Source organism: Paraburkholderia caffeinilytica (assembly GCF_003368325.1).
GTDB classification, from domain to species: Bacteria; Pseudomonadota; Gammaproteobacteria; order Burkholderiales; family Burkholderiaceae; genus Paraburkholderia; species Paraburkholderia caffeinilytica.
In genome coordinates this window covers 4,472,256-4,485,546 of record NZ_CP031467.1, presented here as the reverse complement: position 1 = coordinate 4,485,546, position 13,291 = coordinate 4,472,256, and the positions used below count along the sequence as shown (strand labels likewise).

General features: G+C 64.9%; 11 protein-coding genes. 5 read left to right on the top strand and 6 right to left on the bottom strand.

Annotated features, from left to right (window positions below; all coding sequences use genetic code 11):
• Nucleotides 1-21 precede the first annotated feature (21 nt).
• From DSC91_RS36305 to DSC91_RS36290, 4 genes are read right to left on the bottom strand one after another with little or no spacing between them, the layout of a single operon-like run.
• Nucleotides 22-636, bottom strand: coding sequence for a paraquat-inducible protein A (locus DSC91_RS36305; protein ID WP_115783260.1), 615 nt, complete (start codon nt 634-636; stop codon nt 22-24).
• The gene (locus tag DSC91_RS36300) at nt 633-3,737 is read right to left on the bottom strand and encodes an efflux RND transporter permease subunit (RefSeq protein ID WP_115783259.1); all 3,105 of its coding nucleotides are present in this window, start codon (nt 3,735-3,737) and stop codon (nt 633-635) included. Before DSC91_RS36300 ends, DSC91_RS36305 begins: the two co-directional genes overlap by 4 nt.
• The gene (locus tag DSC91_RS36295; protein ID WP_115783258.1) at nt 3,734-4,882 is read right to left on the bottom strand and encodes an efflux RND transporter periplasmic adaptor subunit; all 1,149 of its coding nucleotides are present in this window, start codon (nt 4,880-4,882) and stop codon (nt 3,734-3,736) included. Before DSC91_RS36295 ends, DSC91_RS36300 begins: the two co-directional genes overlap by 4 nt.
• Nucleotides 4,879-6,375: an efflux transporter outer membrane subunit gene (locus DSC91_RS36290; protein WP_115783649.1), complete on the bottom strand. Its 1,497-nt coding sequence runs from the start codon at nt 6,373-6,375 to the stop codon at nt 4,879-4,881. Before DSC91_RS36290 ends, DSC91_RS36295 begins: the two co-directional genes overlap by 4 nt.
• A 174-nt stretch (nt 6,376-6,549) precedes the next feature.
• Between DSC91_RS36290 and DSC91_RS36285 the strand changes: the two genes are divergently transcribed.
• The 4 genes from DSC91_RS36285 (at nt 6,550) to DSC91_RS36270 (ending at nt 10,388) form a co-directional block, all read left to right on the top strand.
• Nucleotides 6,550-7,236, top strand: a complete 687-nt coding sequence (locus DSC91_RS36285; protein WP_115783648.1) for a response regulator transcription factor — start codon at nt 6,550-6,552, stop codon at nt 7,234-7,236.
• 3 nt (nt 7,237-7,239) lie between these two features.
• Entirely contained in the window at nt 7,240-8,331 is a 1,092-nt protein-coding gene (locus DSC91_RS36280; RefSeq protein WP_115783257.1) for a HAMP domain-containing sensor histidine kinase, read from the top strand.
• A gap of 117 nt (nt 8,332-8,448) precedes the next feature.
• Complete coding sequence (locus DSC91_RS36275; protein ID WP_115783256.1) at nt 8,449-8,805, top strand: DUF3331 domain-containing protein; 357 nt, start codon at nt 8,449-8,451, stop codon at nt 8,803-8,805.
• A gap of 113 nt (nt 8,806-8,918) precedes the next feature.
• Nucleotides 8,919-10,388, top strand: coding sequence for an ISNCY family transposase (locus DSC91_RS36270; RefSeq protein WP_373291976.1), 1,470 nt, complete (start codon nt 8,919-8,921; stop codon nt 10,386-10,388).
• Nucleotides 10,389-10,644: 256 nt separating this feature from the next.
• On the opposite strand, the gene DSC91_RS36265 is transcribed toward DSC91_RS36270, so the two are convergent.
• Nucleotides 10,645-11,334, bottom strand: coding sequence for a CBS domain-containing protein (locus DSC91_RS36265; RefSeq protein WP_115783255.1), 690 nt, complete (start codon nt 11,332-11,334; stop codon nt 10,645-10,647).
• Between the two features lie 275 nt (nt 11,335-11,609).
• Between DSC91_RS36265 and adhP the strand changes: the two genes are divergently transcribed.
• On the top strand, nt 11,610-12,635 hold the full coding sequence (gene adhP, locus DSC91_RS36260) for an alcohol dehydrogenase AdhP (RefSeq protein WP_115783254.1): 1,026 nt from the start codon (nt 11,610-11,612) through the stop codon (nt 12,633-12,635).
• Nucleotides 12,636-12,768: 133 nt separating this feature from the next.
• Here the strand turns inward: adhP and DSC91_RS36255 are convergent, their stop codons facing one another.
• Nucleotides 12,769-13,134 carry a hypothetical protein gene (locus DSC91_RS36255; protein WP_115783253.1) on the bottom strand — a complete coding sequence of 122 codons (366 nt, stop codon included), beginning with the start codon at nt 13,132-13,134 and terminating at the stop codon, nt 12,769-12,771.
• Nucleotides 13,135-13,291 lie beyond the last annotated feature (157 nt).

Sequence of the window (13,291 nt, the reverse complement as noted above, 5' to 3'; positions counted from 1 at the left end):
CAGCGCTGCGGGGGCGTGGATTCATGCTTGTGCACCGTGCCCGGTGAGGTTCCACAGCGACTGGACGTCGCGGCGGGCGATCAGCGTGATCAACACCATCGAAGCCGCCATCGCCCAGATGCCGACGCCCGGAGCGACCTTCAGAAAGCTCGAGAGCTTGACGATCGACACGAGGACGCCGAGCAACGCCACCTCGACCATGCTCCACGGCTGCAATGCGGCGAGCAGGCGCATCACCGGGGCGAACCCGGGCGCCTGACGGCCTGCCCGCGAGTAAGCGAGCACCCACGCGAGCAGCACGATCTGCAGGAAAGGCACAACGACGACGGCGAGCGCGGCCGGTACGGCGATGGGAGAGGCCGCACCGTGCGCGAGCGCCATGACGGACTGCCAGAGCGTCGCTTCGCTGTGCAGGCCGTGCAGATCGATACGGATCAGCGGACAGACGTTGGCGATCGCGAAGACGATGCCCGCGGCGGCGGTCAGTGCCAGCCAGCCGTCGACGTCCGGATGGCTCGCGCCATGCAGCGTGGCTTCGCAGGTTTCGCAGCGCGCCGTATCGCCGGGTGCAAGGCGAGGGCGCCGGTAGACCGTGTCGCATTCGCGGCACACGACGAGGTGCGGGAAGGTTCTCATGACGCGGCCGTATCCTTCGCCAAGGCGGTTTCCCGTACCCCTGCGGCGTGCCTGAACCGGCGGCGCAGCCACTGTTCCAGGTCGTCCACGTAGGTGAAGATCACCGGAATCACGATCAGGCTCAGCAACGTGGAGGCGAGCAGGCCGCCGATCACGACGATCGCCATCGGCTGGCGGAAGCTCGGGTCCGCGCCGAGGCCGAGGGCGTTGGGCAGCATGCCGGCACCCATGGCGATGGTTGTCATCAGGATCGGGCGAGCCCGCTTGTGGCAGGCGTCCATCAACGCTTCCATCCGGCTCAAGCCGCGTTCGTGCCGGGCAACGACTGCATACTCGACGAGCAGGATCGAATTCTTGGTCACGATGCCCATCAGCATCAGCAGGCCGATCAGCGCGGGCATCGAAAAGCTCATGCGGGCGACCAGCAGCGAAAACAGAGCCCCGCCAATCGACAGCGGCAGCGCACAGAGGATCGTGGCCGGCTGCAGGAAATCATGGAACAGGAGCACGAGCACCGCGTACACGCAGAAGATGCCGATCGCCATCGCGAGGCCGAAGCTGTTGAACAGCTCGTCCATGTGCTGCACCTCGCCTTGCTGCACCTCGCGCACGCTGGCGGGCAGATTCCGCAGCGCCGGCAGCTGGTGCGCTTCCTGGTTGACTTCGCCGAGCGTGCGTCCGTTGAGCTCGACCGACAACGTGATGTTGCGGTCGCGGTCCATCCGGTCGATCTGCGACGGGCCGCTGCCGATCGAAAGGGTGCCCAGCGAGGCCAGCGTCACGCTGCCGTGCGTGCCTGCCACACGCAACTGGCCGATGACGTCGAGGTCCTGCCGCAACGCCGGATTGAGACGGACGCGCAGGGCGACCTGCCGATCCGGAAGATTGAGCTTGGGCAGCGACGTCGAGTAGTCACCGTAGGTGCCGATGCGCACGGCGTCGGCCGCGGCCTGGGCCGTCACGCCGAGGTCGGCGGCGCGCGCCGGGTCGATCCGGAACTGCACTTCGGGGCGTTGCAGCGCCGCGCTCGACGTCACGTTGCCGATGCCGTGCAGCGTGCGCAGCTGCTTTTCCAGTTCGGTGGCCGAAGCTTCGAGTGAAGCCGTATCGCTGCCGGCCAGCGTGATTTGCAGCTTCTCACCGTTGCCGCCGTTGTTCACCGATACGCGCACGCCCGGCAGGTCGCGCAACTGCGCGCGAATCTCGTCTTCCACCGCCGATTGCTTCAGGCCGCGCTTGCTGCGCGGGACCAGGTCGACGATCAGCGACGAAGTGCGCACATCTGACGTGCTACTGCCGCCGCCGACCGGACCGCCGCTGCTGTCATTCGCACTTCCGACCGAGGCGAACACGCCGCTTACCTCGGGCAACCGGCTGATCAGCGTGTTTGCGTGAAGGGCCGTGGCGCGGCTCGCTTCGAGCGTGCTGCCCGGCGCCAGTTCGAGCTTGACCTGCGTCTGCGACTTGTCCTGCGACGGCAGGAAGCCCGTCTTCAGCGCGCCGATCGCCGCAAAAGAGACCAGCAGGAACAGGCCGACTGCCGCCATGGTGCGGCCACGCTTGCCGAGGCAGGCGTGCACCCAGCCCAGATAGCGCTTCATCAGCGGGCCGTCCTGGTCGACGTGGCTGGCCGCCTTCATCAGGTAGGCGGCCATCATCGGCGTGAGCAGACGCGCGACCAGCAGCGAGATCAGCACGGCCACCGACGCGGTCACCCCGAACTGCCGGAAGATGAGCCCTGGAATGCCCGCCATGAACGCTGTCGGCAGAAACACCGCCACCAGCGTGAAGGTGGTGGCGATCACCGCAAGGCCGATCTCGTCGGCTGCTTCCATGGCGGCTTGAAATGGGGACTTGCCCATGCGCAGATGGCGCTCGATGTTCTCGATCTCGACGATCGCATCGTCGACGAGAATGCCGATCACGAGCGACAGGGCCAGCAGCGTCACGGTGTTCAGCGTGTACCCGGCGAGGTACATGAAGCCGAACGTCGGGGTGATCGACAGCGGCAGCGCCGCCGCCGACACCAGCGTGGCCCGGCCGTCCCGCAGGAACCACCAGACCACGGCGATGGCGAGCAGCGCTCCCTCGATCAGCATGCTCATCGAGCCCTCGTAGTTGTCTTCGATGGGCGTGACGGTGTTGCTCGCTTCGGTCAACTGCACCTTCGGATGCGCGGCGGCGAACGCGGCCACGGTGCGGTTCAGATCGTGCATGACCGTCACATCCGAATTGCCCTTCGAGCGCGTGATCTGCACGCCGACGACGGGCTTGCCGTTCAGATAGGCATAGCTCGTACGGTCCGCGGCGCCGTCATGGACGCGGGCGATCTGGTCGAGGCGCACGTGCCGGCCGTCTCCGGTGGCGATCGTCAAGGTCGCCACGTCCTGCACGGCGCCCACGCCAATCAGCGTGCGCGCCGACTGCCGCTGGCCGCCGATGTCGCCCTGTCCGCCGGAGCGGTCGCGCTGCATGGCCTTGAGCTGGTTCGAGACCGTTTCCGCCGTCAGGCCGAGCCCGGCCAACGTTGCCGGGTTAAGGTCGATCAGCACTTCGCGGTCGATGCCGCCGATCCGCTCGACCTTGGAGACGCCCTTGACCGAGAGCAGCGCCTTGGAAAGGTCGTTGTCGACGAACCAGGACAGGTCCTGCTCGTCCATCGACGCGGAAGCGGCCGTGTAGGTAACGAGCGGGGAGCCGGCCGAGTCGACTTTAGACACGGTCGGGGCCGCCATCTCCGCGGGCAGTTCGGCGCGCGCGCTGTCCACCGCGTTGCGCACTTCGCTCAATGCGGCCTGCGGGTCTTTCTCCAGCTTGAAGATGACACTGATGCTGACCGCGCCGTCGGTGATCGTCGTGGAGATGTGATCGAGCAGCGACAGCGAAGTCAGCTTGTCCTCGATCTTGCGGGCCACCTCGTTTTCCAGCTGCGACGGCGCCGCGCCTTCCAGCGAAGCGGAAATGGTAATGGCCGGCAGGTCCATTTCCGGGAAATCCTGCACTTGAAGCCTGTGAAAACCGAGCAGGCCGAAGACGGTCAGCAGGATGAAGCACAGCACCGCGGGAACGGGATTGCGGATCGACCACGAGGAGACGTTCATAGTCTGCCTCCTTGCGCCGCGCCGTTTGCTGCGGCGAGGGAGGCGAGTGCCTTCTGTTCCACCACCTTCACGCGCGAGCCGTCCGACAGGAAGCCGCCGCCACCCGCCACGACGCGCATGTCGGCCGTGAGCCCGGAGAGGATTTCGCAGCGTCCGTCGCGATGGCGTCCGGCGACCACGACGCGCCGTTCGACCGTCGCGCCGTCGCGATTGAGCACGTAGACGTCGGTGCGGCCGTCGCGGGGCACGAGCGCCGCTTCGGGCAGTGTCAGCACCTCGACGTTGCCCAGTTCGATGTCGCCGCTCGCGAACATGCCGGGCTGGGCATCGTGCCCGTTCAGCGCGACGTAGACGATGGCGCGGCCGGTGTTGGTCGACAGTGTCGGCGACACCAGGCGCACGGTGCCGTCGACCACCTTGCCGTTCGGCAGCGTGACACGCGCGGACTGCTGTGCGTGGATACGCGCCAATTGCTGCGCGTCGACCTCGGCCTGCCACTCGATTCGCCCCTGGCGGATCAGCCGGAACAATTCGGTTCCCGTACTCACCACGTTGCCGAGCAATGCTGAGCGCGACGACACGATGCCGTCGTCGACCGCGACGATGCGCGTCTGCGACAGGGCGATGCGCCTGTTCTCCAGCTCGGCCTGGGCGGAAGCCAGCGCGGCGCGATCGACGGTCGCCGTGATGCGGTATTCGTCGAGCTTTTGCGCGGACAAGGCGCCGCTGTCGGCCGCCTGCTTCGACCGTTTCAAGTCGGCCTCGGCCTGTTCGAGGTTGGCGCTCGCCTGAGCGACGGCGGCTTCCTGCTTGCGCAGGTCTGCGGCTGCCGTGGCATCGGCGAGCTGCGCGAGTAACTGGCCGCGCTTGACCTCGCTGCCGACGTCGGCGAAGAGCCCGGTGATGCGCAGGCTGCCGGTCTCGGCGCCGATGACGGCTTCCTGCCAGGCAGCCGTGCTGCCGTTGGCCTGGAGGGTATCGGGCCATTTCCGGTACTGCGGCTCGACCACGCTGACGGTCAGTGCGGCGGGCGCCGCCTGAGTCTCGGCATGGGCCCGGAAATCGGGCGTGAACCGCCAGGCGGCGGCTGCGGTGGCGATGATGGTGAAGGCTGCCAATGCGGCCTTGGAGCGACTCAGCTTCACTGTACGGTTCCTTGCGAGATAGCGGCGGCGCGCGTGGTGGAGATGGCGGGCAGGGTGGTTGTGGCGCGGGCAACCGGCATCACGGCGTCGTTGCCCTGCCAGCCGCCGCCCAGGGCCTTGTAGAGCGAGATCCAGCTGCGCACACGGTCACGCTGCAGTTCGATGTCGGTGATCTCGGCGCTCGTCAGCGAGCGGCGCGCCTGCTCGCGCGTCAGCAGCGTGTCGAAGCCGGCACGCCAGTTGGTTTCCATGGCGCTTTCGTAGCGGCGGTATTGCTCGACGGCGCGCCGCGCGTCGTCGCTGCGCCGTGCGGCGCCGTCGAGGTCGGCAAGCGCCACCTCGACTTCCTTGACGGCGGTGCGCACCGAGCTGCGATAAGCGGCCAGCTGCTCGTCGTAGCTGGCCTGCGCCGAATCGACGGCGGCCTTGCGCTTGCCCGCGTCGAACAGCGGGATCGACAGGCTCGGCCCGAACGACCACGTCGACATCGGCGACGTCACGTTGGTGGCCGAGAGCCCGATCGAGCCGGACAGCGACAGGCTCGGAAAACGCTCGGCACGGGCCTTTCCGATGGAGGCATAGGCTGCGGCCAGCGCGCGTTCGGACGAAGCCAGATCGGGGCGCTGACGAACGAGGTCGGCAGGCGCGGACTGCACGCTGAATGCTGCCGGCTGGGGCAAGCCGGGCGCTTGCGGCCGATCGACGATCGCGCGCAGTGCCGGCTCGCTCGCGCCCGTGAGTTCCACGAGCGACTTGATGAGTTCTTCGCAGACGACGTGCTGCTGGATCGCCGATGCGTGGGCGCTGGCCGTGTTCGCCTGGGCGAGGTAGCCGTCGGAGGACGGCGTCATGCCCGCCGCGGCCGCCGCAAGCGTGGTTTTTTCCGTCTGCGCGTACGACGCCGCCGATTCCTCATAGGCACCGGCGAGCTGGCGGCATGCCCGGTACTGCACGTAGTCGTCGGCCACCTCGGCGGCGAGCGAAACGCGCGCGTCATGCCAGTCGTCGATACGGGATGCCAGTTGCGCCTTCGCCGATTCACGGCTCGAGCGCACCTTGCCGAACAGGTCGAGTTCCCACGAAGCGTCCAGCTCGCCGCTGCGCGTGGTCGCGAGGCTCGTGAAAACCTCGTTGCCGAGAGACACGGCGGACTTGGCCCGCGTGACCGATCCGCTGCCGGTCAGCGACGGCCATGCGCCGGAGCTGTCGGACACGACCGTAGCGCGGGCATCGTCGATGCGGGCGACGGCCTTCGCGAGCGTCGGGCTGTCGGTCTCGGCCGTGCGGACCAGCTCGGCCACGGCCGGGTCGTCGAAGCGGCGCCACCAGTCGACGAGATTCTCAACACTGCCGCCGTGCGGCAGCTCGGCCTGCCAGCCGGTGGTTTCGATCACCTTCGGCGTTTCGTAAGAGGGTTGTAGCGCGCATGCGCACAACGCAAGGCTGCCCGCTATCGCGCTCAGCCTTGCCCGGCGGCGCCGGTGCTGGTCAATTTCGTTCAATACACGCTCCCTGGCCCTTGCAGGACCGACGAGCGCTATTGTCCGGAGCCCATTATCTAGCGCGGTATGGCCGGGTTAAGTTGCGTAAAATTCGGCGCGAAAGGCTTTCTCGGGAGATACCGCCTGCGCCATACTGGCTTCATGATGAATCTCGACCGATCCTTGATGACGCCGGTACTGCTGGTTGACGACGACGCTGAACTGACCGGTATGCTGGTGCAATACCTCGCCCACGAAGGCTTTGCCGCCGACGTCGCGCACGATGGAGAGGTCGGCGTGGCCCGCGCGCTGTCGGGGCGCTTCGCGATCGTGGTGCTCGATGTGATGATGCCGCGCCTGTCGGGCATCGAGGCGTTGCGCCGCATCCGCGCGACGAGCCACGTGCCGGTGCTGATGCTGACGGCGCGCGGCGACGACATCGACCGCATTTCAGGCCTCAATCTCGGCGCCGACGACTATGTTCCGAAGCCTTGCACGCCGGGCGAACTGGTCGCGCGGCTGCGGGCCATCTTGCGCCGTGCGGCCGGCACGGGAACCGCGGGCGCCGGTGCTCCGGTCCAGGCAGGACAGCTTGTGCTGTGGACTTCCAGCCGCCGCGCGACCTGGCAGGGCGCGCCGCTCGAATTGACCGGCACGGAATTCAGTCTGGTCGAAATCCTGGCGCGGCACGCCGGCAGGCTGGTCAGCAAGGAGGAGATTTCGCAGCAGGCTTTCGGTCGGCCGCTTGCGCGTTTCGACCGGCGCATCGACGTGCATATCAGCAGCATCCGCCAGAAGCTCGGCCAACGTCCCGACGGGCAACCGTGGATCGTCAGCGTGCGCGGCATGGGCTACCAGCTTTTGACGGACTGAACCATGCAATTTCGGCTTGGGCGCATGTTCTGGCGGATTTTCTTCACGGGCTGGCTCGGCATGGTGGCGGCATTTATATGTGCCGGCTTCTACATGCATGTTAGCGGGATCGAACCACCCGCTACACCCCACTGGATCTTCCTCATCCCGGTGCTGGCAGGCGCCACCGTGAGCCTTCCAATCGCGTTCGGGGTGGCGTGGCATGTCTCCAGGCCGGTGCTTTATCTCAGCCAGGCGCTCCGCGACGCGGCGCGCGCGCGCTTCGATGTGCGAGTGATGCCCGCGATGGGCTCCCGTCGCGATGAATTTGCATATCTGGCACAGGAGTTCGATGAAATGGCCGCGCGCCTCCAGCAGGCGGCGACGCAGCAGCGTCAGCTTTTTCACGACGTGTCGCACGAACTGCGCTCGCCGTTGGCGCGTATCCAGGCCGCGATAGGTCTCATGCAGCAAGACCCTCAGTCGGCGGCGTCGATGGCCGAGCGCATCGCGCGCGAAACGGAGCGGCTGGATCAGTTCATCGAAGAGCTTCTGACGTTGCACAAACTGGAGGCGGGCGCGATGAACCCGGAGCGCGAACGCGTGGACGTGATGGAACTGCTGGCCGACATCGTGCAGGACGCCGAGTTCGAGGCGAAGGCGCGCGGCTGCACCGTGACCCTGGATGCGCCGGACAGCTTCGTGGCGGAAGTCGCCGGAGAGCCGCTTTACCGCGCTTTCGAGAATGTTGTGCGCAACGCCGTCAAATACTCCATGCCCAACACGACCGTGGAGGTTCGCGTCCGCTTACCCGGGGCCTCGTCAGTGGAAGACGATGGAGCAGGGTGGCTCGAAATCAGCGTGAGCGACAGAGGCCCCGGCGTGCCCGAAGAATTTTGTGAGGAAATCTTTGAGCCCTTCCGCCGGTTTGAACCCCACCAGCGCGACGCTACGATTGGAGCCGTGTCAGGCACGGGCCTCGGGCTGACCATCGCCCGTCGCGCACTGGCTCTTCACGGTGGCGATATCCGCGCCACGCCGCGAGAGGGCGGAGGACTGGTGGTGATCGCACGGCTGCCGGATCCGGCAGCAACCGCGGGGCCGTCGCCGCGATAAATGTCGAGTGACTGCGAGGGAAGGCGGGTCGCTGACCGCAAAGACCGATAAGGGCCAACATCGCCTGCGCGCAGACGCGATCCCGGCGTGTGGATGGTCGCCCTTATCCCTTGTTAGATGGGAATCCTGACGATGAAACTATCGACATGGCTCGATACCGTGCGCGGAATCAGGGAATTCGGCGCGCTGGGTCCGACGGTGAAACAGGCTCGGTTGCAGGACGGCAAGAAGCGTCAACGTGCCACGTCGCGGCGCTGGGACGGCACCAGTCATCCCACCGTGCGCATCGTCGACATATCGTCGCCGATAACACTGACGGTCTCATGGTGCGATCCGTGTACCGGGCGCTTCGGCGACCAGACGTGGCGGGCCGGCGTTGCGCGCCGCCGCGGCGTGTGCGTGCTAAGCGCGGGCCCGATCAACGTGGGCAACGCGATTTTACATAAGATAAATTATCAACAAACGGTGTGTTAGTCCAAAGTTCAGATGTCGTGTTTCCGCTAAATTGAAATGTCGTGTTTGCGGTTCAGGCTGGTGCCAGCCTTCCTTAAGGAGCGCTGGCCATGAACGCATCCGGGACGATCACCATGTCGATGACCGAGCTGGACCGGTTGAAGGTCGTGCAGGCCGTTTGCGAGCGGCGTCTGAAGCCGGGCCAGGCAGCGGACCGGCTTGCGTTAAGTGTGCGTCAGATTGAGCGCCTCGTGCAGCGCTATCAGGCCGCAGGAGTTGCCGGACTGGTCTCGGGCAAACGTGGTCGGCCGGGAAATCATCAATTGTCCGACGGTGTGTCGCGACGCGCGGTGGCCATCATTCGCGAGCGCTATGCCGATTTCGGGCCAACACTGGCGTGCGAGAAGCTTCGGGAATGTCACGGCATCAGTCTGTCGGTCGAGACGGTGCGCGCGCTGATGATGGCCGCCGGCCTGTGGATTCCCCGCAAGGATCGGCCGCCCAAGGTGTACCAGCCCCGCAACCGCCGCGCGTGCCTGGGTGAACTGATCCAGATTGACGGCAGCGATCACCGCTGGTTCGAGGAGCGTGCGCCGGCCTGCACGCTGCTGGTGTTTATCGACGATGCGACTGGCAGGCTGATGACGCTTCACTTCACGGCGACGGAATCGACCTTCAGCTATTTTGAGGCCCTGTCGACGTATCTGGCAGCACACGGCAAGCCCGTCGCGTTCTATAGCGACAAGTTCAGCGTGTTCTACGTCAAGGATCGGGCGAGCACGGCTGGCAAAGGCGTCACACAGTTCGGCCGCGCCCTGTATCAGCTCAATATCGAGGCGTTCTGTGCGAACACGAGTCAGGCCAAGGGGCGTGTCGAGCGCGCCAACCTGACGTTGCAGGACCGGCTCGTCAAGGAACTGAGGTTGCGTAACATCAGTACGCGGGAAGCCGCCAATGCCTATGCGCCCTCCTTCATCGCCGATTTCAACCGGCGCTTCGGCAAGCCACCGAAGAGCGACCACAACGCGCACCGGCCGCTGCGTGATGACGAGGACCTGAAGCAGATCCTGGCCTATCGCGTGGCGCGCAAGGTCTCCAATGCGCTGACAGTGCAGTACGACAGGGTGATGTACCTGTTGCAGGACACCGAGGCAAACCGGCGTCTGATGCATGAATACGTTGAGGTCGTTGAATACCGGAACGGAGCCATAGAGATTCAGGCGGCGGGCCGTGTGTTGCCCTGTCGCGAATATGACCGGATCACGCAGATTGATCAGGGCGCGGAGGTTGAGAACAAGCGGCTGTCCGCGGCACTGGCGGTTGCGCGGCTGGTGCAGGCGCAGCGCGATGACCGGCGCGTTTCCGGCTCGCCTTCACGCACCCATCTTGGCGAAGACGTCCGGGCAAGGAAGGCGCTTGCGGGCTTGAAGAAACAGCGGGCGATCACGCTAGCGGATGTCACGCAGGCCGTTCACGAGGTGAGCATCAAAAAACATGAAGAACAGGGGGTGGGCGGCTGCGCCGCCCACCCCAAAAACATAAGAAAAAGCACAGCAGCACAGCAAAACCCGACATTTCAATTTAGCGCAGACCCCGACATTTGAACTTGGCGGGGACAGTGTAGTGTAGTAGTAGCTTTATAGAAATGTCGTGTTCTAGCCATTTAGAAATGTCCGCTTCTAGCCACGTTCAAATGTCCGCTTTCGCGGTGCGTATGCCGACCAACGGCCGGTACCCCGGCTGAAGTGATGCCGAACAGTGTGTCGAAGCCCACGTTTTCCGCACGGAGCCATTGCCCAGGAATGAACTGAGTCATGGCGCCTGCAATCCCGACTGCTGAACCGTTCTGGCCACCGTCTGCTAGATGCCGGGCATCACTGGATAAGGCTCGGTGTGATCCTCCACGCGCTTCACGCCGGGTATGCCTTGCGCGGCCACACGAACCGCGTCAACGGCTTCCAGCGAATGGAAAATGCCCCACAGATGCACGACGCCGTCCGTGACAACGATATTGCGGCCGGCGAAGCTCCACTTACGGCCAGCCAGTTCGCCCATCAACATCGCGCGGATCTCGGCGTCCGAGAGCGTCGCATCCGATGCCGGCTCATCCGGCACGCTTGCCAGCGCCTGGACGAGATTGGCGCGGCTCACAATGCCTACGAGTTGCCCCGCTTTCGTCACGGGAACACGTTTGATGCGCCGCGTCTCGAGAATGCCGGCCACTTCGCCGAGCGGCGTGTCGGGCTGAACGGTCACGACATCGGTGGTCATTACGTCGCGCACTTTCACCGCGTGGGTCTTGATGTAGTCCCGCGCTTCATGGCTCGCGGACCAGAGATCGAGCCACGAGGTTCGCGTGCGCTCGTCGGTGCCGATCTCGGCGCGGCGAAGCAGATCGCCTTCGCTGATCATGCCGGCGACATGACCGTCTGACTCCAGCACCGGCGCGCCGCTGATGCCGTTGTCGACGAGAATTCGGGCAACCTCTCGAACAGTCATGTCGGGTGTGACCGAGATGACGTTGCCGGTCATGACATCAGATGCGCGCATGGTACGACTCCTGAACAGTTAGGATCATTGAATTCACGGGCCCGGCCCGGCTCAGCCGTCAGTATCCGGAACCCGGCAAACGCTCGTATGGTTTGAGCTTAGGCTCGCAGGGCATCCTATCGATTGACATGGATCATCCCGAAGGCTGTTCCGGGCAACTACAGATCCGTTCGCGGTGACAGCACCCGCTGCTTGACTCAAATCAACCCGGAATCGGCCGTATGCGGTCGAATGGTCGCCATACCGTTTGTCTTCCCAACCGATGGAGAAAGGCCATGGCCCAAATGATGAAAGCCGCTGTCGTCCACGAATTCGGCGCTCCGCTGCGTATCGAAGAGATCCCTGTCCCGAAGCCCGGGCGTGGGCAGATCCTCGTCAATGTCAAGGCGTCCGGCGTGTGTCACACGGATCTGCACGCAGCTGACGGCGACTGGCCGGTCAAGCCCACCCTGCCCTTCATTCCGGGCCACGAAGGCGTCGGCTACGTCGCTGCCGTCGGCGAGGACGTCAAACACGTCAAGGAAGGCGATCGCGTCGGCGTGCCGTGGCTTTATACCGCCTGTGGTCATTGTGAGCATTGCCTTGGCGGTTGGGAAACGCTGTGTCACGAGCAGCACAATACCGGCTATTCCGTCAACGGTGCATACGCAGAGTACGTACTGGCCGATCCGAACTATGTCGGCCATCTGCCGTCGGCTGTTGCGTTCGAAGAGATCGCGCCGATCCTCTGCGCGGGCGTGACCGTCTACAAAGGCATTCGCATGACGGACACGCGGCCGGGTCAATGGATCACGATTTCGGGGATCGGCGGCCTCGGCCACGTCGCGGTTCAATACGCGATCGCGATGGGCCTGCGCGTAGTAGCGGTCGACATATCCGCCGACAAGCTCGCTCTCGCTCGCGAGCTCGGCGCGACGCTAACGTTCAACGCCGCGGAAGGCGATGCCGCGGCGGCGATCCAGAAGGAAATCGGCGGAACGCACGGCGTACTCGTCACCGCCGTCTCACGCAGCGCTTTCGCTCAGGCACTGGGCATGGTGCGCCGTGGCGGCACCATCGCGCTGAACGGATTGCCACCGGGTGACTTCCCGCTGCCGATCTTCTCCACGGTGCTCAACGGCATTACCGTGCGAGGTTCCATTGTCGGCACACGCAAGGACTTGCAGGAATCACTCGACTTCGCCGCAGAAGGCCGTGTCCGCGCCCGAATCCACCTCGATCGGCTCGACAACATCAATCATGTTTTCGCCGAACTGAAGAGCGGGAACGTCGATGGCCGCATCGTGCTGAAACTCGACTGAGCCGTGGAATCGACGAAACGGGTGCGAGCGTCTGACCGGCGCGCACCCGAGCGCTCCCTCCCCTCATATGACGCTCGGGCGGATCCTTGTTGAGGCGACGCCCGTCGCGATATCCGGGTGAGTGCGGCCTGTATCAGATGCGCGCTCCGCCGCGTTCGAGTAGACGTTCGGCCGCGTCGAAAGCCGTGCGCACCGCGACGTTGGGATCAGGGCTCTGCCGATGTTCGAGCGGCACCAGTTCGCCATTGCGCAGCACCAGATCGAGTCGCGCGTCGAACATGATGTGGCCCGACGCCGCCGCCAGCACTCCGCGTGGCGCGACTGGAACCTCCCCACGCACAACGTTTGACGGGTGCTCGTGAATGACCTCGACTGCAAGATGGCAACCAGAAATGGAGTTGCCGAACCGTTCGAGGCGCACGAACTGCGCGGCAGCTTCAGCTTCGATTTGCGCGGACCCTGCAAATCCGAAGTACACGATCTGCATATCGATTCCCATGCCACCTCCGCGCGGACTTTCATACCCTCCGTCGTCGCGGCACTTGAAGTCACGAACTCAAGCATCGAACGACAGCAAGCTGATGAGGACATCATCGGTGCTATTCGCCCCCGCCGATTGACCTGCGTCAACGCCGCGACAGTGGCGCGCAGTCTGT

Coding starts and splice junctions, on each gene's coding strand:
- DSC91_RS36305 (WP_115783260.1), bottom strand. CDS start 636: ATGAGAACCTTCCCGCACCTCGTCGTGTGCCGCGAATGCGACACGGTC.
- DSC91_RS36300 (WP_115783259.1), bottom strand. CDS start 3,737: ATGAACGTCTCCTCGTGGTCGATCCGCAATCCCGTTCCCGCGGTGCTG.
- DSC91_RS36285 (WP_115783648.1), top strand. CDS start 6,550: ATGACGCCGGTACTGCTGGTTGACGACGACGCTGAACTGACCGGTATG.
- DSC91_RS36280 (WP_115783257.1), top strand. CDS start 7,240: ATGCAATTTCGGCTTGGGCGCATGTTCTGGCGGATTTTCTTCACGGGC.
- DSC91_RS36275 (WP_115783256.1), top strand. CDS start 8,449: ATGGGAATCCTGACGATGAAACTATCGACATGGCTCGATACCGTGCGC.
- DSC91_RS36270 (WP_373291976.1), top strand. CDS start 8,919: ATGTCGATGACCGAGCTGGACCGGTTGAAGGTCGTGCAGGCCGTTTGC.
- DSC91_RS36265 (WP_115783255.1), bottom strand. CDS start 11,334: ATGCGCGCATCTGATGTCATGACCGGCAACGTCATCTCGGTCACACCC.
- adhP (WP_115783254.1), top strand. CDS start 11,610: ATGGCCCAAATGATGAAAGCCGCTGTCGTCCACGAATTCGGCGCTCCG.
- DSC91_RS36255 (WP_115783253.1), bottom strand. CDS start 13,134: ATGGGAATCGATATGCAGATCGTGTACTTCGGATTTGCAGGGTCCGCG.